At 62.0% G+C, this 21,956-nt stretch carries 19 protein-coding genes and 1 tRNA gene; 11 read left to right on the top strand and 9 right to left on the bottom strand.

All coding sequences use genetic code 11. The features are described 5' to 3' along the window. Window positions 1-41: 41 nt before the first annotated feature. From PU133_RS05020 to PU133_RS05035, 4 genes are read left to right on the top strand one after another with little or no spacing between them, the layout of a single operon-like run. The gene (locus PU133_RS05020) at window positions 42-740 is read left to right on the top strand and encodes an orotate phosphoribosyltransferase (protein ID WP_404863752.1); all 699 of its coding nucleotides are present in this window, start codon (window positions 42-44) and stop codon (window positions 738-740) included. Between the two features lie 42 nt (window positions 741-782). After that, window positions 783-2,045 carry a saccharopine dehydrogenase family protein gene (locus PU133_RS05025; RefSeq protein WP_404863753.1) on the top strand — a complete coding sequence of 421 codons (1,263 nt, stop codon included), beginning with the start codon at window positions 783-785 and terminating at the stop codon, window positions 2,043-2,045. Then, on the top strand, window positions 2,045-3,217 hold the full coding sequence (locus PU133_RS05030) for a carboxynorspermidine decarboxylase (RefSeq protein WP_404863754.1): 1,173 nt from the start codon (window positions 2,045-2,047) through the stop codon (window positions 3,215-3,217). The genes PU133_RS05025 and PU133_RS05030 overlap by 1 nt, the downstream gene beginning before the upstream one ends. A gap of 50 nt (window positions 3,218-3,267) precedes the next feature. Then, entirely contained in the window at window positions 3,268-4,191 is a 924-nt protein-coding gene (locus tag PU133_RS05035; RefSeq protein WP_404863755.1) for a carbohydrate kinase, read from the top strand. Between the two features lie 17 nt (window positions 4,192-4,208). On the opposite strand, the gene pgi is transcribed toward PU133_RS05035, so the two are convergent. Next, a complete protein-coding gene (pgi, locus tag PU133_RS05040) occupies window positions 4,209-5,852 on the bottom strand; it encodes a glucose-6-phosphate isomerase (RefSeq protein ID WP_404863756.1) in 1,644 nt (547 codons plus the stop codon). 76 nt (window positions 5,853-5,928) lie between these two features. On the opposite strand from pgi, the gene PU133_RS05045 reads away from it, so the two are divergent. Together PU133_RS05045 and PU133_RS05050 are read left to right on the top strand one after the other, a co-directional pair. Next, window positions 5,929-6,195, top strand: a complete 267-nt coding sequence (locus tag PU133_RS05045; RefSeq protein WP_245451439.1) for a type II toxin-antitoxin system HicB family antitoxin — start codon at window positions 5,929-5,931, stop codon at window positions 6,193-6,195. Further along, window positions 6,192-6,404, top strand: coding sequence for a type II toxin-antitoxin system HicA family toxin (locus PU133_RS05050; protein WP_404863757.1), 213 nt, complete (start codon window positions 6,192-6,194; stop codon window positions 6,402-6,404). Before PU133_RS05045 ends, PU133_RS05050 begins: the two co-directional genes overlap by 4 nt. 52 nt (window positions 6,405-6,456) lie before the next feature. On the opposite strand, the gene PU133_RS05055 is transcribed toward PU133_RS05050, so the two are convergent. Then, entirely contained in the window at window positions 6,457-8,160 is a 1,704-nt protein-coding gene (locus PU133_RS05055) for a long-chain fatty acid--CoA ligase (protein WP_404864448.1), read from the bottom strand. A 268-nt stretch (window positions 8,161-8,428) separates the two neighbouring features. On the opposite strand from PU133_RS05055, the gene PU133_RS05060 reads away from it, so the two are divergent. Genes PU133_RS05060 through PU133_RS05070 form a run of 3 tightly spaced genes read left to right on the top strand, consistent with a single transcriptional unit; the run spans window position 8,429 to window position 14,029 of the window. Continuing rightward, a complete protein-coding gene (locus tag PU133_RS05060) occupies window positions 8,429-9,274 on the top strand; it encodes an ImuA family protein (protein WP_404863758.1) in 846 nt (281 codons plus the stop codon). Between the two features lie 58 nt (window positions 9,275-9,332). Next, the gene (locus tag PU133_RS05065; protein WP_404864449.1) at window positions 9,333-10,760 is read left to right on the top strand and encodes a Y-family DNA polymerase; all 1,428 of its coding nucleotides are present in this window, start codon (window positions 9,333-9,335) and stop codon (window positions 10,758-10,760) included. Continuing rightward, a complete protein-coding gene (locus tag PU133_RS05070) occupies window positions 10,757-14,029 on the top strand; it encodes an error-prone DNA polymerase (protein WP_404863759.1) in 3,273 nt (1,090 codons plus the stop codon). Before PU133_RS05065 ends, PU133_RS05070 begins: the two co-directional genes overlap by 4 nt. Window positions 14,030-14,061: 32 nt before the next feature. On the opposite strand, the gene PU133_RS05075 is transcribed toward PU133_RS05070, so the two are convergent. The 6 genes from PU133_RS05075 to PU133_RS05100 all read right to left on the bottom strand — a co-directional run bounded on the left by PU133_RS05075 (window position 14,062) and on the right by PU133_RS05100 (window position 17,921). Continuing rightward, window positions 14,062-15,312, bottom strand: coding sequence for an OpgC family protein (locus PU133_RS05075; protein ID WP_404863760.1), 1,251 nt, complete (start codon window positions 15,310-15,312; stop codon window positions 14,062-14,064). Window positions 15,313-15,529: 217 nt separating this feature from the next. Continuing rightward, entirely contained in the window at window positions 15,530-15,850 is a 321-nt protein-coding gene (locus tag PU133_RS05080) for a hypothetical protein (protein ID WP_404863761.1), read from the bottom strand. 276 nt (window positions 15,851-16,126) lie between these two features. Next, window positions 16,127-16,303, bottom strand: coding sequence for a hypothetical protein (locus PU133_RS05085; RefSeq protein WP_404863762.1), 177 nt, complete (start codon window positions 16,301-16,303; stop codon window positions 16,127-16,129). Between the two features lie 154 nt (window positions 16,304-16,457). Next, window positions 16,458-16,634 carry a DUF3606 domain-containing protein gene (locus PU133_RS05090; RefSeq protein ID WP_404863763.1) on the bottom strand — a complete coding sequence of 59 codons (177 nt, stop codon included), beginning with the start codon at window positions 16,632-16,634 and terminating at the stop codon, window positions 16,458-16,460. A 149-nt stretch (window positions 16,635-16,783) separates the two neighbouring features. After that, window positions 16,784-16,859: transfer RNA gene (locus tag PU133_RS05095), tRNA-Thr, on the bottom strand. Between the two features lie 102 nt (window positions 16,860-16,961). Continuing rightward, window positions 16,962-17,921 (bottom strand): NAD(P)H-dependent flavin oxidoreductase, encoded by a 960-nt coding sequence (locus PU133_RS05100; protein WP_404863764.1) that lies wholly within the window; start codon window positions 17,919-17,921, stop codon window positions 16,962-16,964. Window positions 17,922-18,192: 271 nt separating this feature from the next. Between PU133_RS05100 and PU133_RS05105 the strand changes: the two genes are divergently transcribed. Then, window positions 18,193-19,515 (top strand): hypothetical protein, encoded by a 1,323-nt coding sequence (locus PU133_RS05105; RefSeq protein ID WP_404863765.1) that lies wholly within the window; start codon window positions 18,193-18,195, stop codon window positions 19,513-19,515. 29 nt (window positions 19,516-19,544) lie between these two features. On the opposite strand, the gene ppk2 is transcribed toward PU133_RS05105, so the two are convergent. Beyond that, window positions 19,545-20,426 (bottom strand): polyphosphate kinase 2, encoded by an 882-nt coding sequence (gene ppk2 / locus PU133_RS05110; protein WP_404863766.1) that lies wholly within the window; start codon window positions 20,424-20,426, stop codon window positions 19,545-19,547. A 157-nt stretch (window positions 20,427-20,583) separates the two neighbouring features. Here ppk2 and phoR point away from each other — a divergent pair, with 157 nt between their 5' ends. Then, complete coding sequence (phoR, locus tag PU133_RS05115) at window positions 20,584-21,921, top strand: phosphate regulon sensor histidine kinase PhoR (RefSeq protein WP_404864450.1); 1,338 nt, start codon at window positions 20,584-20,586, stop codon at window positions 21,919-21,921. The last annotated feature ends 35 nt before the right edge of the window (window positions 21,922-21,956 follow it).

Raw genomic sequence — 21,956 nt, forward strand, 5'->3', positions numbered from 1 at the left:
GGTCTTCCCGCCCGCCCGATCAGACAGTCAAGGATCCGCCGATGTTCGCCAACAGCTTCCCCGACAAGGATGTGGCCGCCGAACTCGTCGCGAAAATGCTGCTTGAGATCAAGGCTGTGCATTTCAAGGCGGACGAGCCCTACAAGCTCGCGTCGGGCATGCGCAGCCCCGTCTATATCGACTGCCGCAAGCTCTTGTCCTACCCGCGCGTGCGTTCTGCCGTCATCGATTTTGCCGCTGGTACGCTGTTGCGCAATGCAGGTTTCGAGCAGTTCGACTGCATTGCCGGCGGCGAGACGGCCGGTATCCCATTCGCGGCCTTGCTTGCCGATCGGCTCGGGCTGCCGATGATCTATGTGCGCAAGGCGCCGAAGGGCCACGGCCGCAATGCGCAGATCGAGGGGCACATGCCGGAAGGTGCGCGTGTGCTCGTCATCGAGGACCTGACGACAGCCGGTGGCAGCATGTTCAAGTTCATCGACGCGATCCGCGCGGCTGGCGGGGTCGTCGATCACGGTATCGCGCTCTTCTTCTACGGCATCTTTCCCGAAGCCGAGCAGCGCTTCGAAAACGGCAATGTGCGGCTCCACTATGTCTCCACCTGGCGCAATGTGCTGGCCGTTGCGCGCGAACAGAAACTCTTCGACGAGCAGACGTTGTCGGAGGTGGAAGCCTTTCTCAATGCGCCGCTTGCATGGTCGGCGCGCAATGGCGGTATTTCCGAACTGCCGCAATCCTGATTTTCTTTTCTTAGCTCAAACATTCAACGAGGGAGACAGGCCGTGACGAAGCCGAAGCTCTTGATCGTCGGTGCCGGTGGCGTCGGCCAGGTGACAGTTCACAAGGCAGCCCAGTTCCGCGCCGAGTTCGGCGGGATTGTTCTCGCAGCACGCAATGCGGATAAGCTCGCCGCGATCGCGCAAGAGGTGCAGGAGCGTTGGGCTGCGCCGGGCGAGGGTGCCCTAATCGAGACGACGGTCATCGACGCGCGCAACCTCGAGGATGTGAAACGCGTGATCTCGGAGATGGGCGCGCAGATCCTGATCAATGTCGCGTCGCCCTATTGCAACGAGACGCTCCTCGACGCCTGCTTGGCCACGGGCACGCATTATCTCGACACCGCGCTTGGCGAGGACGAGCATGTCGAGGACATCAAGGCGCCCTGGTATTCCTATGTGGAGTGGCCACGCCGCGAAAAGTTCGCCGAGAAGAAGCTGAACGCATTTCTCGGCATGGGTTTTGACCCAGGCGTCGTGAACATCTTCTGCGCCCATGCGCGCAAGCACCATTTCGACAGCATTTCCTCGATCGACATCATCGACGTAAATGCCGGCAGCCACGGCAAATATTTCGCGACCAATTTCGATGCGGACGTCAATCTGCGCGAGGTGAAGGAAGACGTGATCACCTGGGAAAGCGGTGCGTGGAAGACCATCCCGCACCATTCCGAATGGATGGACGTCACCCTGCCGCAGGTTGGCTCGCACCGCGTCTATTCCATGGGGCACGACGAGCTGCAGTCGCTGGCCTACACCTTTCCAGGCACTGAGCGCATCACCTTCTGGATGGGCTTTGGCGAGCACTATCTCAAAGTGTTCAACGTCCTCGACAATCTGGGGCTCACGTCTTCGATTCCGGTGGAAGTCGATGGGGTCGAGGTTGCACCGAACCGTCTCGTGAAGGCGCTCCTGCCGGATCCGTCGTCGCTCGCACCGGACTACGAAGGCAAGATCTGCATCGGCTGCGACATTCGCGGCGTGAAGGATGGTCAGGAGAAGCGGCTCTTCATCTGGTCGAATTGCGACCATGCGGAAAACTACGAGGAGGTCGGCAGCCAGTCGATTTCCTATTCGACCGGCGTTCCCGTCATCACCGCGATCCGGCTGATGGCGAACGGCACGTGGAACCCTGAGACCATGACCCATATGGAGGAACTGGATCCCGATCCGTTCCTGAAGCTGATGCCGGAAACCGGCATCGACTGGCACGAGACAGAACTGCCGCTCGATGGCTCCTGGCCGTTCGCAAAGCCGGGTGCGGCCTGATGGCGGGCAATTTCGAGCGCTTCGATCCCAGCCGTGTATCCAGCCCCTGCTATGTCATCGATCTCGTCAAGCTCGAGGACAATCTGAAGCTTCTGCAATCCGTCGGCGAGCGCGCAGGCGTCGAGATCCTGCTCGCGCTCAAGGCATTCTCCTTTCCCGGCGCTGGTGACCTGATCGGTCGATATCTGTCGGGTACAGCGGCGAGCGGGCTTTACGAGGCACGTCTCGGGCGCGAGCGGTTCGGCGGCGCGGTCCACACCTACGCACCCGGGCTTTCGGCCGCGAACATTGAAGGTATTCTCGAACATTCCGATCATGTCATCCTGAACTCGCTCCATCAGTGGCAGCGTTTCCAAGGGCAGCTTCAAGCCGCATCGGGCGTTGATTTCGGTTTGCGCATCAACCCGGGGCATTCGGAAGTGGCGCAACCGCTTTACGATCCGTGTGCACCGTGGTCGCGGCTCGGCGTACCGGCTGACGCGATCACTGTTGAGGACTTGGCGCCTTTCGGTGGTCTGCATGTCCATGCGCTTTGCGATCATGATTTCGATGCGTTCGACCGACTGCTGAGCGCTGTCGAAGAGCGATGCGCGCATCTCTTCGGTGCGGTGCGCTGGATCAATCTCGGTGGCGGGCTGCTGATCACCGAGGGTGGCTTTCCGATCGACACGCTGGTGGAGCGCCTGAAGGCCTTCCGCGCCCGCACGGGCCTCAAGGTCTATCTCGAGCCCGGCACGGCGGTGGCGCTGCATGCGGGCGCGCTGGTCGCGGAAGTGCTCGACATCGCGGAGAACGGGGCCGCCATCGGCATTCTCGATGCTTCGGCGACGTGCCACATGCCCGATGTGATCGAAGCGCCGTTCACGCCGGAGCTCATCGGCGCACAGGCTCTGCCGCGCAACCTGGCAGCGTCCGAGGCGGACGATCTGACAATGCGTCTCGGCGGGCCGACGTGCCTGGCCGGCGACGTGATCGGTACCTACCGCTTCGCCACCCGGCCAACGATCGGCGACCGTCTCGTCTTTCTCGATCTCGCCTATTACACGATGGTCAAGAACACGACCTTCAACGGAACGCCGCTGCCTTCCATCGCCACTTGGGATGCTCGCACGGATGCCGTCGAGATCGTCAAGACATTCGGCTACGAAGATTTCGAGCAGCGACTGGGCTAGCCACGAACGGCCGAATTGATTAAATCGATTGAATTCTTGGGAGGGGTGCGATGATCGTTTGCTGTGGTGAAGCCTTGATCGACATGCTGCCGCGCAAGTGGGTCACCGGCGAGGACGCTTTCGCACCCTATGCCGGAGGGGCGGTGTTCAACACAGCCATCGCGCTCGGGCGGCTCGGTATTCCCACCGGGTTCTTCACGGGGCTATCCTCCGACATGTTCGGCGATGTGCTGCGGGCGACGCTCGACAGTTCGCATGTAGACCATTCCCATTGCGCATCCCTCGACCAGCCGACGACGCTCGCCTTCGTGAAGCTCACCAACGGTCATGCGAGCTACGCGTTCTTCGATGAGAACACTGCCGGACGGATGATCACCGATGCCGACCTGCCCACGTTCGGGCCGGATGTGACGGCGCTGCATTTCGGGGCGATCAGCCTGATCTCGGAGCCGTGCGGCTCGACCTACGAGGCGTTGATGAAGCGCGAGGCGGCACGCCGCGTGATCTCGCTCGACCCCAACATTCGCCCGGGCTTCATTCGCGACCGGCAGGCGCATCTGGAGCGGATGAACCGGATGATCGCCATGAGCGACATCGTGAAGCTGTCGGATGAAGATCTGGCCTGGTTCGGTTTCGATACGCCCGAGGCGGCAGCCGCGCAATGGTTGAAAATTGGCCCGTCGCTGGTCGTCGTCACGAAAGGGGCCGAAGGCGCAGTCGGGCTTTCGATCCGCCACCGCGTCAGCGTGCCGGGTAATCCTGTTGATGTGGCCGATACGGTCGGGGCCGGTGATACATTCAACGCGGGCATTTTGGCCTCGCTCGACCGTGCATCTCTTTTGACGAAGGCTGCCATTGCCGACCTCGGCGAAGATGCAATTGCAGATGCGCTGTCGCTCGGCGCAAAGGCCGCGTCGGTGACCGTGTCGCGCCCGGGCGCCAACCCGCCCTGGGCGCACGAAATCGGATTCTGAGTAATACGCCCTGAGCGTCAGGCGCCGCGCAGGTCCCGGATCGTTTTCACGAGCCCGAGTGTCGAGGCATCGTGGCCTTCGCCGGCATCCTTGCCTTCGACGACGGGCAGCAGGCCGGTTGCGAGCTCCTTGCCGAGTTCCACGCCCCACTGGTCGAAGGCGTTGATGCCGAAGATCTGCGCTTCGACGAAGACACGGTGCTCATAAAGCGCGATGAGGCGGCCGAGCGCTTCGGGCGTCAGCCTGTCATAGACGAGGGTGATGGATGGGCGGTTGCCGGTGAACACCCGGTGCGGCGCGATACGGTCGGCGTCTGCATCGGATGCGCCCTTGTCCTTCAGCTGCTGGCGCGCTTCGGCGAGCGTGCGGCCGCGCATCAGCGCTTCCGATTGCGCCAGGCAGTTGGCGATCAGCAATTGGTGCTGATGCGCAAGATCGGGCTCGTGACCGTTCGCCGCGATCATGAATTCCACCGGGATGATGTCGGTGCCCTGATGCAGCAGCTGGAAGAACGCATGCTGACCGTTGGTGCCCGGCTCGCCCCAGACGATGGGACCGGTTGGCGTATCGACAGCAGTGCCGTCGATCGTGACGCCCTTGCCGTTCGATTCCATGTCCAGTTGCTGCAGATAGGCGGCAAAACGGGAAAGACGCTGGTCGTAGGGGATGATCGCGCGCGAGACGTAGCCGCAGGCAACGCGATGATAGAAGCCGATTAGGCCGAGCAGCATCGGCAGGTTCTGACGGATCGGTGTCTCTGCGAAATGGCGATCCATCCCGTGGGCGCCATCAAGGAAGCGGCCGAAATTCTCCGCGCCGACGGCGATCATCAGCGGCAGGCCGATGGCCGACCAGATCGAATAGCGCCCGCCCACCCAGTCCCAGAAGCCGAAGGTGCGGTTCTCGCTGATCCCGAAGGCTGAGACCTTGTCGAGCGCGGTCGAAACTGCGCAGAAGTGATTGCCGACGGCCGCTTCGCCGAGCGCGTCCACCAGCCAGCGGCGCGCGGTCTGGGCGTTGGTGATGGTCTCGATGGTCGTAAAGGTCTTCGATGCGATGATGACGAGCGTCGTCTCGGGATCGAGCGGCTTCAGCGTGTCGGCGATGTGCGCGCCGTCGACATTCGAGACGAAATGCGCCTTTGGCCCATCATGATAGGGCGCGAGCGCCAGCGTCGCCATGGCCGGGCCGAGGTCCGATCCGCCGATGCCGATATTGACGATGTCGGTGATCTTCTTGCCGGTCGCGCCGCTGGCCGCGCCGCTGCGGATCGCCTCGGCGAAGTCTCCCATCGCTTGCAGCACGGCCTGCACGTCGCCCATGACATCCTTGCCGTCGACCATGATCGGCTTGCCGGAACGATTGCGTAGCGCCGTATGCAGCACTGCACGGCCTTCCGTCGTGTTGATCGCCTCGCCGGAAAACATCGCGTCCCGCCTGGCCTCGACGTTGCTGTCGATGGCGAGCTGTTCGAGAAGCGCGATGGTCGCATCGTCGATGCGGCATTTGGAATAGTCGAGCACCAGATCGTCGAGCCGAGCCGAAAAACGCGTAAAGCGCGACGGGTCCGCCTCAAACGCCGCACGCATATCGGCCGGGGCCGCAGTTTTCGCATGCGATTTCAGGGCGTCGAGGGTGGTCTTGCGAGCATCTGCGGTCATGGTGCGTGCCTGTCTTCGCTTGGGGGCTGGACTGTTCTATGCGCGGTCTGAGAGGGCTGTTCAAGGGTGATGAGGCTTGGCAAAAATTGCCGCGACGGTGGATTTTGCTGTAGAAGGTTGCATCGGCAGGGAGATCGGCATGCTGCGCATCGAAGTTGAGCAGGAAGATGACGGGCGCTGGCTTGCCGAAGTCATCGATCTCCCTGGTGTCATGGCTTATGGAGAGAGCCAGGCGGAAGCTGAAGGCAAAGTCGAAGCGCTCGCTCTCCGGGTCCTGGCCGATCGCCTTGAGCACGGAGAAGTCATCCCCGAACTCGGCCGACTGTTCATCGTTGCTGCATGAGCCGTTTCGGCTCTCATCCTGCTCGTCGCGTTCTGGTGGCTCTTCAGCGGATCGGATGGTCCGTCAAGCGTCAGAGCGGTTCTCATAAGGTGCTCGAACGAGAAGGTTGGTCCGATGTGGTCTTCGCATTCCACGATGGCGAAGAAATCGGTCCTCGAATGATGATCCGAATTGCCAAGCAAACCGGGCTTCAGCCTGATCATCTCTGATAGCAGCGGGAAATAGCGAGGCAGGGCGGTTCGCCTGCCTCGCTATTTGAGTTTACTCGTCGCGCAGTTTGCGGCGCAGGATCTTGCCAACGTTGGTCTTCGGCAGTTCGTCGCGGAACTCCACGTATTTCGGGCGCTTGTAGTTCGTCAGGCCTTCGGCGCAGTGCTTCTTCACGTCGTCTTCGGTGAGGGACGGATCCTTCTTGACGACGTAAAGCTTCACGACTTCGCCGGAGTGCTCATCGGGCAGGCCGATGGCTGCCGCTTCGACGATGCCCGGATGGGACACGGCCACTTCCTCGACCTCGTTCGGATAGACGTTGAAGCCGGAGACGAGGATCATGTCCTTCTTCCGGTCGACGATCTTGGTGTAGCCGTCCTCGTCCATGTAGCCCATGTCGCCGGAGCGGAAGAAGCCATCCGACGTCATCACCTTGGCCGTCTCGTCGTCGCGCTGCCAATAGCCCTTCATGACCTGAGGGCCGCGGATGCAGATCTCGCCGACGTCGCCGATGCCGAGATCCTTGCCGTCCTCGTCGCGGATCGCGATCTCCGTGGAGGGCAGGGGCAGGCCGATCGTGCCGGTGAATTCGGCGCGGTCGAAGCGGTTTGCGGTGGCGACCGGCGAGGTTTCGGAAAGCCCGTAACCTTCCGAGATCGGGCAGTTGGTCAGCTGGTGCCAGCGCTCGGCCACCGGACGCTGCACAGCCATGCCGCCGCCAAGCGTCAGGATGAGGTTGCTGAAGTCGAGCTTCTTGAAATCATCGTTGTTGAGCAGCGCATTGAAGAGCGTGTTAAGGCCGGGGAAGATGTGGACCTCATATTTCGCAAGCTCCTTGACGAAGCCCGGAATGTCACGCGGATTGGGGATCAGGATGTTCTGCGCGCCCTGGTCGATGCCCATGATGGCATTCACCGTCAGCGCGAAGATGTGGTAGAGCGGCAGCGCGCAAACGAAGACCAGCCGATCCGGCCGCTCCTTGTTGAGGAAGGCTGCCTGCAGCCAGAGATTGATCTGGGCACCGTTCGACAACACGTTCGAATGGCTGAGAACCGCGCCCTTGGAAACGCCCGTCGTGCCGCCGGTATATTGCAGGAAGGCGATATCATCCGGCTTGACCTTGGCAGGCGTGAACGCCTTGCCGCGCCCTTCGGCAAGTGCAGTCTTGAAGGGAATGTGGCCGGGCAGGCTCCATGCCGGCACCATCTTCTTCACCTTGCGGACCACGAGGTTCACGATGTGGCCCTTGAGGCCCATCATGTCGCCCATGGTTGCGACGCAGACATGCTTGACGTCGGTTTTGGCGACCACTTCCTGCAGCGTGTGGGCGAAGTTTTCGAGGATGATGATCGCCTTGGCGCCGGAATCCTTCAGCTGATGCTGCAATTCGCGCGGCGTGTAGAGCGGATTGACGTTGACGACGACGAAGCCCGCGCGCAGCACGGCTGCGATCGCAACCGGGTTCTGCAGGATGTTCGGCATCATCACGGCAACGCGGTCACCCTGCTTCAGGCCCTTGCCTTGCAGCCAGGCACCGAGCGCGGCGGAATGGGTGTCAAGATCCGCATAGCTGATGGACTTGCCCATGCAGGTGAAGGCCGGTCGCTCGGCAAAACGCTTGCAGGCGGTTTCGATCAATTCGCCGATAGAGGCGTAGGCCAATGGCCCGATGTCGGCTGGTGTCCCCGGCGGATAGGAATTCAGCCAGAGCTTGGCGGAGTTCTGGTCGGTTGTCCTGATATTTGGTTCCACGATGCCCTCCCGGTATCTTGTGGTCTTTTTGGCAATTCCTCTCAAACCTCGGCGCCGTCCCACGCTGGTTTGTGAAGCTAGCAGGATTTGCCGGGTGTGACACCCGCACCGTCCGCGCTAATTGATCTGACTTTGACGTAAACGTCGTCCGCGCGCAACTGTCTGAAACATGGCCGGCGTGGTTGTTGACTCTTTGCTGAAGCTGAGTCCTAAATAGAACATATCATGAACATTGAAATTAACCTCCAACCGACGATCGAGCCTGATCTCCATGTCCTCCACCCTTTCCCAGCTAAAGCAGCAACTGGCTGCACTGGAACCGGCGCGATCGCCGGGGGAGAAAGGCTTTACTCTGGGTGTCGATCAGGTCGACGCAGCCTTGGGCTGTGGGCTTCCGCGGGGATGCCTGCACGAGGTTTTTGCCCATGAAGTGGGCGATGCGGGTGCAAGCGCCGGGTTTGCGCTTGCGCTTGCCCTGCGCGCCGCCGGAGAGGGGCGGCACATCGTCTGGGTGCGGCATGCATTTGCGGTGCTGGAGCAGGGCGATCTCTATGCGCCCGGCCTTGCGCAGTTCGGCATCGATCCGGACCGGGTTTTGCTGATTTCGGCAAAAAGCGAGACGATGGTTCTACGGGCGGGGCTTGAGGCCTTGCGGTCCCCGGCTCTTGGCGCCGTTCTCCTGGAAATCTGGGGCAAGGCAGGGTTTCTCGACCTGACAGCCAGCCGCCGCATGATGCTGGCGGCCTCACGTTCCGGCGTGACGGGGTTCGTCCTTCGGGCGGCGGGGCAGCCGCAGCCCAGTTCTTCACTCACCCGATGGCAGGTAAGGGCGGCACCCTCGGTGGGGCTTGCGGCCGGGGCACCGTCCAATCCTGTCTTCGATATTCTTTTGGACCGTCATCGCGCCGGCATTGCGGGCGGGCGCTGGCATTTGGAGTGGAACCGTGACCGCAAAAGCTTCGATCTCTCCGCAGCACAGCCTGCCCGTTTCGACGAGCCCCTCGCAACACCCAAGCGAAGCGCCGCAAAGCCGCTTCCTGGCTCTGTGGTTTCCCTTCCTGTCGACCGACCGGCTGCATCGCCAGAAGACCAGAAGCCCTTCCGCAAGACAGGCTGAAGACGCGCCGAAAGAGAAAAGCAGCAGCCTGTCGAAGCCTCTCGTCATCGTCGAGAAGGTGAAGGGCGCCTTGCATCTTGCCGCCGCCGACCCGGCGGCACGAGCGCTCGGCCTGTCGCCGGGGCTCACGCTTGCCGATGCGCGGGCGCGCGTGCCCGATATCGAGGTGTGCGAGACGGCGCCGGAAGCAGACCGGCGTATGCTGGAACGGCTCGCCGATGCCTGCGACCGCTTCACGCCGCTCGTCGGTTTCGATGGCACGGGAGGGCTCATGCTGGACATCGCCGGCTGCGTTCATCTTTTCGGCGGCGAGGCGGCCATGCTGAAGGATATCGCAGACAAGTTCGAAACGGCAGGCTTCAAGACCTTCGCCGCGATCGCCTCGGCGCCGGATACGGCGCGCGCCATGGCGCAGTTCGGGTCAGGCGGTATCGTGGCTGAAGGCAGTGAAGAGCAGGCGGTGCGGCCCTTGCCCGTGGCCGCCCTTGGTCTTGGCGCGGAGATCGAAAACGGGCTCGCCCGCGCCGGGCTCAGGAGCATCGGTGATGTCGCGGCGCGTCCGCGCGGACCTCTTGTCGCGCGCTTCGGGCCGGAACTTGCCTACCGGCTCGATCTCGTGATGGGGCGGCGCCGCTCATCGATCACGCCGCGTCGCACGGTCGGTGACATCATCGTGGAAAAGCGGTTCGGCGAGCCGATCGGCTACGAGGAGGACATTCGGGCGTGCCTGCGCCACCTTGCGGGGCAGGCGGGAGAACTTTTGCAGCAGCGCGGCAAGGGCGGCCGGCTTTTCGAGGCGGCTTTCTTCCGGGCCGACGGCAAGGTGACGCGCATTCCGGTGGAAACGGCACGGCCTTCGCGCGATCCAGCTGCGCTGATGCGCCTTTACGATGCCAAGCTCGAGGGGCTTGCCGATCCGCTGGATCCTGGCTTCGGCTTCGATCTGATCCGCCTGTCCGTCATCTTCAGCGAAACGCTCGTTCCCGAGGCGCAGGAGCTTTCGTCGAAAGGCGTTCCGACCGAAGAGGCGAGCGAGTTGGTGGAGCGCCTGAGTGCCCGGTTTTCGCCCGAGCAGGTGGTGCGCTTCGTTTCGCGCGATACGCATATTCCCGAACGTGCCGCCGAAGCCATTCCGGCATTGTCATCGGAGCAGTCGGCGATCACATGGGTGGTGCAGGACAGTGGTGAGCCGCCCTTGCGTCCGCTTTTTCTCTTCACGCCGCCCCATGCGATCGATGTCACCGCCTCGGTTCCGGATGGCCCGCCGCATCGCTTCTTCTGGCGCCGGGTCGAGCATGCGATCGTCAAGGCGGAAGGTCCGGAACGCATTGCGCAGGAGTGGTGGCGCGATGCCGGACAGGCGATGACACGCGATTATTTCCGGCTCGAGGATACCGCTGGGCGCCGGTTCTGGGTCTATCGCGAAGGGCTCTACGGGATGGAAGTCACCAATCCGCGCTGGTTCCTGCATGGGATCTTCGCATGATGCGGTACGGCGAACTTGCGGTCTCCACCAATTTCTCCTTTCTGCGCGGGGCCTCCCATCCGCATGAGTTCATCACCCGCGCGCTGGAACTCGGCTATGCGGGCATCGGCATCGCCGATTGCAACACGGTGGCGGGCGTCGTCCGCGCCTATAGCGCTCTCAACGAGCTGAATTCCGATTACGCCGCTCAGTATGGAAAGGGTGCCAGGCTCGATTTCAAGCTGGTCGTCGGCGCCCGGCTCGTCTTCGCCGACGGCACGCCCGACATTCTCGCCTATCCGGAAAACCGGGCCGGTTGGGGCAGGCTTTGCCGACTTTTGACGAAGGGCAAGATGGGCGACACGAAGAAGGGCGATTGCATCCTGAGCTTCGCCGATCTCCTGTCGCTTTCGGCCGATCTTCTGTTCATCGTCATGCCGCCCGATCAGCTTGACCAGGTGGAAGCCACGCTTGCGCGGCTTTCACGCACGGCACCCGGCTCCGTCTGGCTCGGCGCGGCCATGGGTCGTCGAGGGGATGACCGGCGCCGCCTCGTCGCCCTGAAGTCCCTGGCCGATGCGGCGCGCGTGCCGCTGATGGCGCTCAACGATGTGCTTTATCACGCACATGAACGCCGGCCCCTGCAGGATGTGCTCACCTGCATTCGCGAGAAGACGACGATCGAGGCGGCAGGCCGCCTGCTTCAGGAAAATGCCGAGCGCTATCTGAAGCCACCGCACGAGATGCAGCGGCTCTTTCGCGACTGCTCGGAGGCCATCGGCGAAACGACGGACTTCCTCGCCCGCATCGATTTTTCGCTCGATCAGTTGAAATACGAGTATCCGGACGAACCGGTGCCGCCCGGCAAGACGCCGCAGGGCTGGCTGGAGGAACTCACCTGGAAACATGCCGGCTGGGTCTACCCCGATGGCGTTCCGCCCAAGGTGGATGCGCTTCTGAAGCAGGAATTCGCGCTGATCGCGAAGCTCGATTATGCGCGCTATTTCCTGACGATCCACGATATCGTGCAGTTTGCGCGCAACCGGGGCATTTTGTGCCAGGGCCGTGGATCCGCCGCCAATTCGGCGGTCTGTTTCGTGCTCGGCATTACCTCGGTCGATCCCGCGACCAGCAATCTTCTCTTTGCGCGCTTTCTGTCGGAGGAGCGTCGCGAGCCGCCGGATATCGATGTCGACTTCGAGCATGAGCGGCGCGAAGAGGTCATCCAGCACCTTTATGAGCGCTATGGACGGCTACGCGCTGGTATCGCCGCAACCGTCATCCGCTATCGGCCGCGCAGCGCCATCCGCGAAGTCGGCAAGGTGTTCGGGCTGACCGACGACGTGACGGCGCGTCTCGGCGGCATGGTGTGGGGGAGTTTCGGCGACAGCATTCCGGAAAGCCATGTGCGCCAGGCTGGGCTCGATCCGCACAATCCCGTCATCGCCCGCGCGCTCGATTTCGCCCGCCAGCTTCTCACTTTTCCGCGCCACCTCTCGCAGCATGTGGGCGGCTTCGTGCTGACCAACGGGCGGCTCGACGAGACGGTGCCGATCGGCAATGCGGCGATGGAGGACCGCACCTTCATCGAGTGGGACAAGGACGATATCGACGAACTGGGGCTGATGAAGGTCGACGTTCTGGCGCTCGGCATGCTGACCTGCATTCGCAAATGCTTCGACCTGATCCGGCTGCACGAGGGCAGGGACCTCGATCTTGCTGCCATCAAGCACGATGACGATGTCTATCGCATGCTTCAGAAGGGCGATTCCATCGGCGTCTTCCAGGTGGAAAGCCGGGCGCAGATCAACATGCTGCCGCGCCTCAAGCCGAAAGAGTTCTACGATCTCGTCATCCAGGTGGCGATCGTGCGGCCCGGGCCGATCCAGGGCGACATGGTTCATCCCTATCTGCGGCGGCGCGATGGGCTTGAGGAGGTGCATTTTCCTTCGCCCGCCCCGCCACATGATCCGGACGAGCTCAAGCATGTTCTTTCCCGCACATTGGGAGTGCCGCTTTTCCAGGAACAGGCAATGCAGCTGGCGATCACGGCGGCGGAATTTACGCCGGACCAAGCGAACGGGCTCCGCAAGGCGATGGCAACCTTCCGCCACAACGGCACGATCGGCCGTTTCGAGGAAATGATGGTGGATGGCATGGCGCGGCGCGGCTACGACCGGGATTTTGCCCAGCGCTGCTTTGCGCAGATCAAGGGTTTTGGTGAGTATGGGTTTCCCGAAAGCCACGCGGCTTCCTTCGCACGCCTCGTCTATGTCTCGGCTTGGATCAAGCACCATTATCCGGCGGTCTTTGCCTGTGGGCTTCTCAATTCCCAGCCCATGGGCTTTTACGCTCCAGCGCAGATCGTGCGCGATGCGCGTGAGCACGGGGTGGAAGTGCGGCCGGTGGACGTGAATTACAGCCACCACGACAACACGCTGGAGCGGGCGGCGAATGGTAAACTCGCCCTGCGCATCGGCTTTCGGCAGATGGATGGGTTTCGCGAGGACTGGTCGCAAGCGCTCGTTTCCCGGCGTGGCCGTGGCTATGCGAGCATCGAAGCCCTGTGGCATGGGGTCGAGCTCGAACACCGCGCGCTGAAAGGCCTGGCCGATGCCGATGCATTTCGGTCGATTGGCGTCGACCGGCGTGATGCGCTGTGGGCCGTGCGGCGGTTGCCGGAAGATCGGCCGCTGCCGCTCTTTGCCGCGGCCGCGCAGCAGGAACTCGGGCTTGAACAACCCTCCCGCCTGCCACCCATGCCGCTCGCCGAACAAGTCGTTGCCGATTATCAGACTGTTAAACTCTCGCTCAAGGCGCATCCAATCGCTTTTCTGCGCGAGCGATTTCGCAGCGAAGGCATCATCTCCTGCGCTCAGTCAGGGGAGATGCCGGACCGTGCGTTCGTCAAGGTTGCGGGGGTGGTTCTGGTGCGCCAGCGGCCCGGCAAGGGCAACGCGATCTTCATGACGCTTGAGGACGAGACAGGCGTCGCCAATACGCTTTTATGGTCGCGGCTTTTCGACAGGTATCGACGCGCCGTGATGAGCGCAAAGCTCGTCGTGGTCGAAGCTCAGATCCAAAGAAGCAAGGAAGGCGTGGTGCATCTCATGGTCACTGCCGTGCATGACCGCACGGGGGATCTCGCGATGCTGTCCGATGTCCATTCCGCCAGCATCGAATTGTCACGCGCCGACGAGGTTACCCACCCAACTTATACCCGCCAGGGCGAGGGCGGGCGCCACCCGCGCAATGTGCGGATCATACCGAAGTCACGCGATTTTCATTGACATGAATATCGGCAGGGATCGCACGCCACAGGCTATTTCGGCGAAATCCTCGCACTTGCTTTCGTGGTCGCAGAGGCTGGTGTCGCTCCCATGGTATTGCCGACCGCCACGGCCTCGCCTGCACCGAAGAACTTGTCGCGCTCCCGCCAGATCGCCGGCAAGGCGAGCAGACCGATCGAGACGACCGCGATCACCGTCTTCGTGAGTTGCGACAACTCCGGCGTCCGCTGGTCCACATAATAGACTGCGTAGACGATCACGACGTGCCAGACATAGACCTGCAGGGAGTGACGGCCGAGCAGTTGCAGGAAGCGAAGGGTGAAGACCCAGATCAGGCCATCGGCCACAGCACGCACCACAGCATTGGAGTGACGCGGGCCCGCAATCAGGAGCCACGCCATACCGAAGGCGACGGCGATAAAGTTGACGAGATAAACCGGGCCGAAATCGGCGCGCACTTCGAGCGAGGCGAACTTGCCGATCATGAAGTCCGGCATGAAGCCGTGTGCTGTAGCGACACGCAGCGGCAGGAAGAACAGCACGGTGATCAGAGCGACTTTGGGCCAAAAGGTCTTTTCCGGGGCGAAAATCGACGTCCAATCGATCTTCTTCTGCGCTGTGAGCGTGCCGAGCACCAGCGCTGTGAAGAAGACGATCTGCCAGCCCATCATGTTGAAGCTGACGCGCACGCCCTGTTCGTCCGAGCCTTCGACCAACGTATCGAGCGGTACCGTGACCAGGCGGTGAACGCCGAGCTGTGCGGCAAACCAGACCAGGAAGGAGCCGACCATCACGGTGCGCCACTGTCCCTTGAGCGTCAGCCAGATGAGGGTGGGCGCGAAGAGGAGATAGACCGTGTATTGCGGCAGGATGTCCATGAAAGTCGGCTGGAAGATGAACGTCGCTATGGCGGCCAGCCGAAGCGGATCGCTGAAATCGGTATCGCCCAGCCAGTTCCACCAGGCTTCGTGGCCACCTGGCAGCACCATCCGCACGAGCAGCACGGCAAGAATGAGCCCCATGGCGTAGCGGTAGAGTTCGAACGCGCGCGAATAGACTTTGCGCGATCCTTCATCCTTGCCGTATTTCAGCATCTTGCGGGCATAGACCAGGCCGATCAGCAGACCCGACAGAAACACAAAACCCTGAGCGTCTTCGACAAACGCCAGTTGGCGATGGTTGATCTCGACCAGCCAATACCCACCAATGAAGACGAGGTGGTTGATCAGCATGAAAACGAGGAAGTAGCCTCGCATTCCATCAATGATATCGAGACGTCTCACGGGCGGATAACCTTGGTTGAGCGATGAGAGGCCGTTTGGCCGCTCACCAGGAACAACCATGGACACCAATTCTGCGGACGCAACGAACTTCCATGGGAAAGGTTGCGGCAAAGCCGGACCGTCAGACGGCCCGGCGGGTCACGATCAGCGACTCGTTGCCTTTTTAGTTTATCGGAAGCTCAATAAGCAGCCAATGACACTTGGCCGACTCGGCGGGTCATTCGACCGTGTAGCTGCCCGTCTCGCAAAGATCAGCGGCATCTTCCACGACGTCGCCGTCATCGAAGACCATGCGCAAATCGTAGTCACAGGCGGACCGGCCGTCTGCGATGGTGATCTGGACGCTCTGTCCGGAAGAGAGGACATCCGCGCCGAGAATATCCTCTTCCCAGTTCGATACATCGGTGGGGGAGGCGTAGAATTCCATCAAGGTGAAATCGGTGTTGTTGTTCAGCGTGAAGACCAGATCTTCGGCTGATGCGGTGGTTGCCAATGCCAAAGACGCGAAAGCGGCTACGGACAGGACGGCGGACTTCATTGCAGTGTTCCCCAGGCGGCACAGTGCCCCAACGGCCACGTGGAATACGCGGCCGTTCATCTCAATAGCCAAAGGCCGAAAACAGTACAATCGAGCCGAACACGCGATCCGAGATGATGGTGAACGGGCGAGGGTAGGCGTCAGACGCCCATGAACGACCAACCACCGAAGATGATCAGAAGAATGATGATGACAGCGATCAGTGTGTTGCGGCTCATGACGGCTCCCTTTTGAGTGACAGGCAAACTGCCAAGCGGTGGGAAGGTTCCGGTGCCCTCACCCTTCCGCCTGCATCGTCCTTGCGATCTCCAAAAGCTTGTCACGATTGGCACCGTGCTCGGCGACGAGTTCCTTCGCCTGAAGCGGTGACAGGTCGGTGTTCTCGACGAGATACTTGATCTCCGCCTCGTCGTTATCCTGGGGGTTCGTCCACTCGTTGCGATCATCGGCCATGGCGGTCTCCTTCATGAGCAGAACCGGCGACATGGCAGAGTGTTCCGAGAGCGATCATGCGCAGGTCGCCGCGGGATGATCGCACGAGGGTTTCGAAAGGTGGGAGGGGCAGAAGAAGGATGTTTGCCGCCACCCGGCCAACCCGCTCGGTCTGCTATTTGTTATCGAGCCTCTGTTCGACCTTCTTTCGGCTGTTGCCGACTTCTTTCACCGCGTCCTTGACCTCGGCCTTTGATTTGCCGGTCTTGTCGGCTTCGTAGCGAACTTCGTGGTCCTGCTTTCCGGCGACGCGTGAACGATCCTGCGGTGTGTTTCCCAAGGCGGCCTCCAATGATGTTGGTCCGCGACTAACGCCGGAATTGGCGTGTTGTTCATCTGGGTGTCATGGAATTCCGGATGAGATTGCAGCCCGCCCGATGAGGCAGTCTGTTTTGCTTTGAGGAAGGCGCCGTGCCATCGAGACATACTGGCTTGTAGAAGTGGTGCCGCTTAGGTGACTCGAACACCTGACCCCATCATTACGAATGATGTGCTCTACCAACTGAGCTAAAGCGGCCCGGTGGCTACCCCGAACAGGGCCGCCACGATAGGTGCCCGCAGATACCGCGATTGTGCGGGCATTTCAAGCGGGCAAAGGCAAATTCCGAGCAGAGCGCGTTCAGGCGCAGATGCGGGCCTTGGCGGCGCGGTATTCGCGTTCCAGCCGGTCGACCAATTGGCCCACGGGAGCGACTTCTTTCACGGCGCCGATGCCCTGGCCAGCGCCCCAGATATCGCGCCAGGCCTTGGCGCCAGCTGCAGCGCCATCGAAATCCATCTTCGAGGCATCGGCTTGCGGCAGATTGTCGGGATCCATGCCGGCCTTGGCGATCGACGGTTTCAGGTAATTGCCGGGAATGCCGGTGAAGAAGTTCGAATAGACGATGTCCTTGGCGGTGCTTTCGACGATCATGTCCTTGTAGGCATCGATTGCGCGGGCTTCCGGCGTGGCGATGAAGGGCGTGCCGATATAGGCCATGTCGGCCCCCATGGCCTGTGCGGCGAGAACCGCATCGCCGGTTGCGATCGAGCCGGACAGCAGGAGCGGGCCGTCGAACCATTCGCGGATTTCCTGGACGAGCGCGAAGGGCGAGAGGGGTCCCGCGTGGCCACCGGCGCCGGCCGCGACCGCGATGAGGCCATCGGCACCCTTCTTGATCGCCGAATGGGCGTGGCGGTTGTTGATGACGTCGTGCAGCACGATGCCGCCATAGGAGTGGATCGCATCATTGACTTCTGGCACGGCGCCAAGCGACGAGATGACGATCGGCACCTTGTATTTCACGCACATCCGCAGATCGTGTTCCAACCGCTGGTTGGAGCGGTGGACGATCTGGTTGACGGCAAAGGGAGCGGAAGGGCGGTCCGGGTTCGCTGCGTCATGGGCCGCAAGCGTCTCGGTGATTTCCGCCAGCCACTCATCGAGCTGCGCTTCGGGACGCGCATTGAGTGCCGGAAACGAGCCGACGACGCCGGCCTTGCACTGCGCGATGACCAGCGGCGGGTGCGAGATGATGAACAGGGGGGCAGCAACAACGGGAAGGCGGAGCCGGTCCTTGAGAATGGACGGAAGAGCCATGGAGCATCACCTCGAGAGCGTTTTGATTGACACTTACGTAAACTGCGCTTGTGGCCACCTATGCCATTCGGAGCGTTTTCCGTCCAGCCCACCTTGGCGTGCCTGAGAGCGGCGCAATTGTTCGGCACGCATCTCGGTCTTGGTTAACGCCTTGCTTGCGCGGGACGAATTGAGCTTGTACCGGTGAGTTTGACGCAAGATGAACTCAATTTTCGCCCAATGCTCTTGGGCCCAGGTGCCCAGAGCGCCTGCCTTACCGAAAGGCCCGCTCGTGCAAGGTCTCGAAACCGCCCTCCGCAATGCCCTGGCACGTGCCGGCAATCCCGATGCCGAAACGCGCCAGCGCGTTTATGCGTCGGCGCGCCAGGCCGTCCAGAACTCGTTCGCGAAGCAGGCGGATGTCGCGCCGGAGGTGATCAACCAGCAGCGCATCGAGGCTGAGAGCGTCATTGCCAGGGTTGAAAAGGAATTTGCAGAACGGGAACGCGTAAGCTCGATCACACCGGTTCCGACGATCGGGTCCGTCGCGGATCCAGCGCCTTCTGCTCCCGGTGGTGCACCCGATATCGGCAATGCCCCGCAGGTCATGCCGGACGATGCGTTTCGGCGCAGGTCCGATGCAGAGCCGCCAATCGTGTCGGTCGATCGCGACGGCAGGGCAGGGCGTGACGTTAACTTTGATGATCGGGCACCTTCGGTCGATCGGTCGGACAGTTTTTCGATCGACGGTCCGCGCAGCAGCATGGGCCGGCGGGAGCCGGATATGGGCCTTGGGACCGAGCCGGCTGCGTCAACCGCTTCGGCAACGGTGGAGGGTGCCGCGTCGCCTTCCGTGGCAGGAGACGTCCGGCCCGGCCGGGGAAAAAGAGGCTTTCTGCGCCGTGGTGGCGGCAAGCCCAAAGTCGAAACGGTCGTCGAAGCGCCGCGTCGGAAGAAGAAGCGTCGCGGCGGTGCGCTGATCGGGCTCGCTCTTCAGCTTGGCTTCGTATTGCTGCTGATTGCCGGAGCGCTTTGGTTCATTTCCGCCAATGGCGGCATTGAGCAGGTGGGCCGCAATCTCGCCGAATCCGGCGCCGGACTCCTGGCTGAGCCGGGCGAGGATGGTGCCAGCGTGCCCGGCCAGCGTGTGGGCGCCGGGCAATTCACTGGTGAATGGATCACGGTCGTCGAAACCGACACCGTCGATAGCGTTTCAGCCGGATCGGCGGCGACGGTCGATGTCGTGGACGATACCAGCGAGCCGTTTCTCAGGATTCAATCGCAAAGTGCTGGCGAAGATGGCGAAGTGCGCATCGCGCTTCAGGGCGACACGGCAGAGGCCCTTGCCGCAGGACCGGCAACCGTTGCGCTGACCGTCCGTTCGGCCGGTGAGGGCGTGACCCAGATTTATATGCGGTGCAGCTTCCCGGCTGAAGCCGGATGCGGGCGCCGTCGCTTCGAGGTCAACCAGACGCCCGCGGACCTCCTGCTCGACATCGACCTCAGCGCCGCCGGCGGAGCAGCAAGTGGCGGTACGGTGATGCTCAACGCCGACGTGGCCGGCGAAGGCGCGGGCATCGATCTCCTCAGCGTCCGTCTTCGGCCGGGCGCGTAAGAGCGTTCTGGCGTTGAACCGAAGCCTCCTCAGGCCTGAACGGCCAGTTCCGGTCCGCCGATGATGGCCGGTTCTTCCCGCCCGATAGCGTTGATGTTCTTGCCCTCGTAGGGCACGCCGAGAAGAACGCGGCGGATGAGATTGAGGCGCGCGCGGCGCTTGTCGTCGGCACGCACCACGATCCATGGCGCGAGATCGGTGTGGGTGCTCGCAAACATCTGATCGCGCATGGCGGTGTAATCGTCCCAGCGCTGAATGCTCGCTATGTCCATCGGTGATAGCTTCCACGCCTTCAGAATGGTGTGGCGACGATCATGGAAGCGTTCCAGCTGTTTGGCGCGGCCGATATCCAGCCAGAATTTGAAGAGATAGATGCCGCTTTTGACGAGCATCCGCTCGAAATCGGGTGTTTCAGCCAGGAAGTGCGCATGCTCGTCCGGGGTGCAAAAGCCCATGACCGGCTCCACGCCGGCACGGTTGTACCAGGACCGATCGAACATCACGAATTCGCCAGCGGACGGTAGGTGCTCCACATAACGCTGGTAGTACCACTGGCCGCGCTCGCGCTCGGTCGGTTTCGGCAGCGCCACGATGCGGGCGCTGCGCGGGTTCATGTATTCGCGCGTTGCTGCGATCGCACCACCCTTGCCGGCCGCATCACGGCCTTCGAACAGCAAGACAACGCGAGCGCTGGTGGCCTGCTGCCAGGCCTGCACCTTGACCAGTTCAACCTGCAGCAGTTCCAGATCGCGGTCGTAGTCCGACCTGCCCAGTTTGTCCGGCTGACCGACGGCGCTTTGTTCTTGCAGGGTCTTCACCCAATCGGGCAGGATGGGATCGTCGATGTCGAACCGTCTTTTTGCCCCGCCGATCACGATCTCGACTGCTCGCTCTTCCTGCTCATCTGTCATAAATGTCTCGCATGGGGGCGTCATGGTTGCCGGATGATTCCGGTGTGCCCGGGATCGTGGAGGATTTGGGCCACAGGGGCGCGGCGAATTCAAGCTGCTCGTCTTTCGTGCGTTCAGGTTGAGGATGGAACGAGCCATGTCTGAAGGCGGCCTGCCGATGAACGAGACGACCGAACGCGGTTCGGTGCGGCTTGCATCCATGCGGCTCAAGGATGCGCGCTACATCCTGATCGCCGGAGCGCTCGCCATTGCGGCGTTCGCAGCGAGTGGAGCCATCGGGTGGCTGTCGGGCGCGCTTCTCTATCTCATCATCGCGCTTGCCGCCGCGCTGCCGCGGCGATCCCGTTCCATGCGGCTGGCTGCCCGGCAGAAAGCACCGGCGATGGACTGGCGTCAGGCGATCGCCCTGCCGCTGCAGGCCATGGACGAGCCGGCCTATCTCCTGCGGGTCGACGGAACGGTGAAATTCCAGAACGAAGCAGCAGAAGCCCTGTTCGGCGTTTCCGAGCCGAACACGCATCTTTCCGGCCGCATCCGGTCACCGGCCATTCTGGGCATGGTGCAACAGGCGATGGAGGACGACGAGCCCCGCTCTGTCGATCATTCCGAGCGCGTGCCCTCCGAGCGCTGGTTCCAGGTGCGCTGCGCGCCGATTGCGGGTGCACCCGCCCGCGACCACGGCGGCAAGCTCTATCTGCTGACCTTTCGCGACATGACCGAAGCGCGGCGGATGGATCGCATGCGCAGCGACTTCGTTGCCAATGCCAGCCATGAGCTTCGCACGCCGCTCGCCTCGCTGACGGGCTTCATCGAGACCATCAAGGGGCCGGCCAAGAACGATCGCGACGCGCAGGCGCGGTTTCTCGACATCATGTACGAGCAGGCGACGCGCATGACCCGTCTCGTCGACGATCTGATGTCGCTGTCGCGGCTTGAGATGAAGACCCATGTGGCGCCGACAGACCGCGTGGACCTCAACCGCCTCGTCGCCCATGTCACCGACAGCATGAAGCCGCTGGCGGCGGAAATGGGTGTGACGGTGGCGTTAACCGTGCCGGACGAGCGCGTGGTCATCCAGGGGGACCGGGATGAACTGATCCAGGTGCTGCAAAACCTCATCGAAAACGCGTGCAAATACGGACAGAGTGGTGGCCGCGTCGATGTGGCGGTTGATGTTCTGCCCACTGACGAAGGCTACGGCAGTGCCGAACTTCGCGTGCGCGACTATGGTCCAGGCATTGCGCCTGAGCATGTGCCGCGGTTGACGGAGCGCTTTTACCGGGTCGACATAGAGAGCAGCCGGTCGAAGCGTGGCACCGGTCTCGGGCTCGCCATCGTCAAGCACATTCTCACCCGCCACAGGACGAGACTGGTGGTTCAATCGACACTGGGAGAGGGCACGACCTTCATTGTCAGATTTGAGCGACAAAAAACGCCGAATGATGTCGTGCTTCGTCTAATTGATAAGGAAAAACAAGGTCTTAGGGTGTCATAAATCCGTTATGCTCTTGTCATAAAAGGTGGGTCAGC

This window comes from Georhizobium sp. MAB10, from assembly GCF_045012825.1.
GTDB lineage: Bacteria > Pseudomonadota > Alphaproteobacteria > Rhizobiales > Rhizobiaceae > Georhizobium > Georhizobium profundi.

Excerpts from the sequence above, each read along its gene's own strand:
- PU133_RS05020 (WP_404863752.1), top strand. The coding sequence starts at position 42 with ATGTTCGCCAACAGCTTCCCCGACAAGGATGTGGCCGCCGAACTCGTC.
- PU133_RS05030 (WP_404863754.1), top strand. The coding sequence starts at position 2,045 with ATGGCGGGCAATTTCGAGCGCTTCGATCCCAGCCGTGTATCCAGCCCC.
- PU133_RS05035 (WP_404863755.1), top strand. The coding sequence starts at position 3,268 with ATGATCGTTTGCTGTGGTGAAGCCTTGATCGACATGCTGCCGCGCAAG.
- pgi (WP_404863756.1), bottom strand. The coding sequence starts at position 5,852 with ATGACCGCAGATGCTCGCAAGACCACCCTCGACGCCCTGAAATCGCAT.
- PU133_RS05050 (WP_404863757.1), top strand. The coding sequence starts at position 6,192 with ATGAGCCGTTTCGGCTCTCATCCTGCTCGTCGCGTTCTGGTGGCTCTT.
- PU133_RS05060 (WP_404863758.1), top strand. The coding sequence starts at position 8,429 with ATGTCCTCCACCCTTTCCCAGCTAAAGCAGCAACTGGCTGCACTGGAA.
- PU133_RS05070 (WP_404863759.1), top strand. The coding sequence starts at position 10,757 with ATGATGCGGTACGGCGAACTTGCGGTCTCCACCAATTTCTCCTTTCTG.
- PU133_RS05080 (WP_404863761.1), bottom strand. The coding sequence starts at position 15,850 with ATGAAGTCCGCCGTCCTGTCCGTAGCCGCTTTCGCGTCTTTGGCATTG.
- PU133_RS05085 (WP_404863762.1), bottom strand. The coding sequence starts at position 16,303 with ATGGCCGATGATCGCAACGAGTGGACGAACCCCCAGGATAACGACGAG.
- PU133_RS05100 (WP_404863764.1), bottom strand. The coding sequence starts at position 17,921 with ATGGCTCTTCCGTCCATTCTCAAGGACCGGCTCCGCCTTCCCGTTGTT.
- ppk2 (WP_404863766.1), bottom strand. The coding sequence starts at position 20,426 with ATGACAGATGAGCAGGAAGAGCGAGCAGTCGAGATCGTGATCGGCGGG.
- phoR (WP_404864450.1), top strand. The coding sequence starts at position 20,584 with ATGAACGAGACGACCGAACGCGGTTCGGTGCGGCTTGCATCCATGCGG.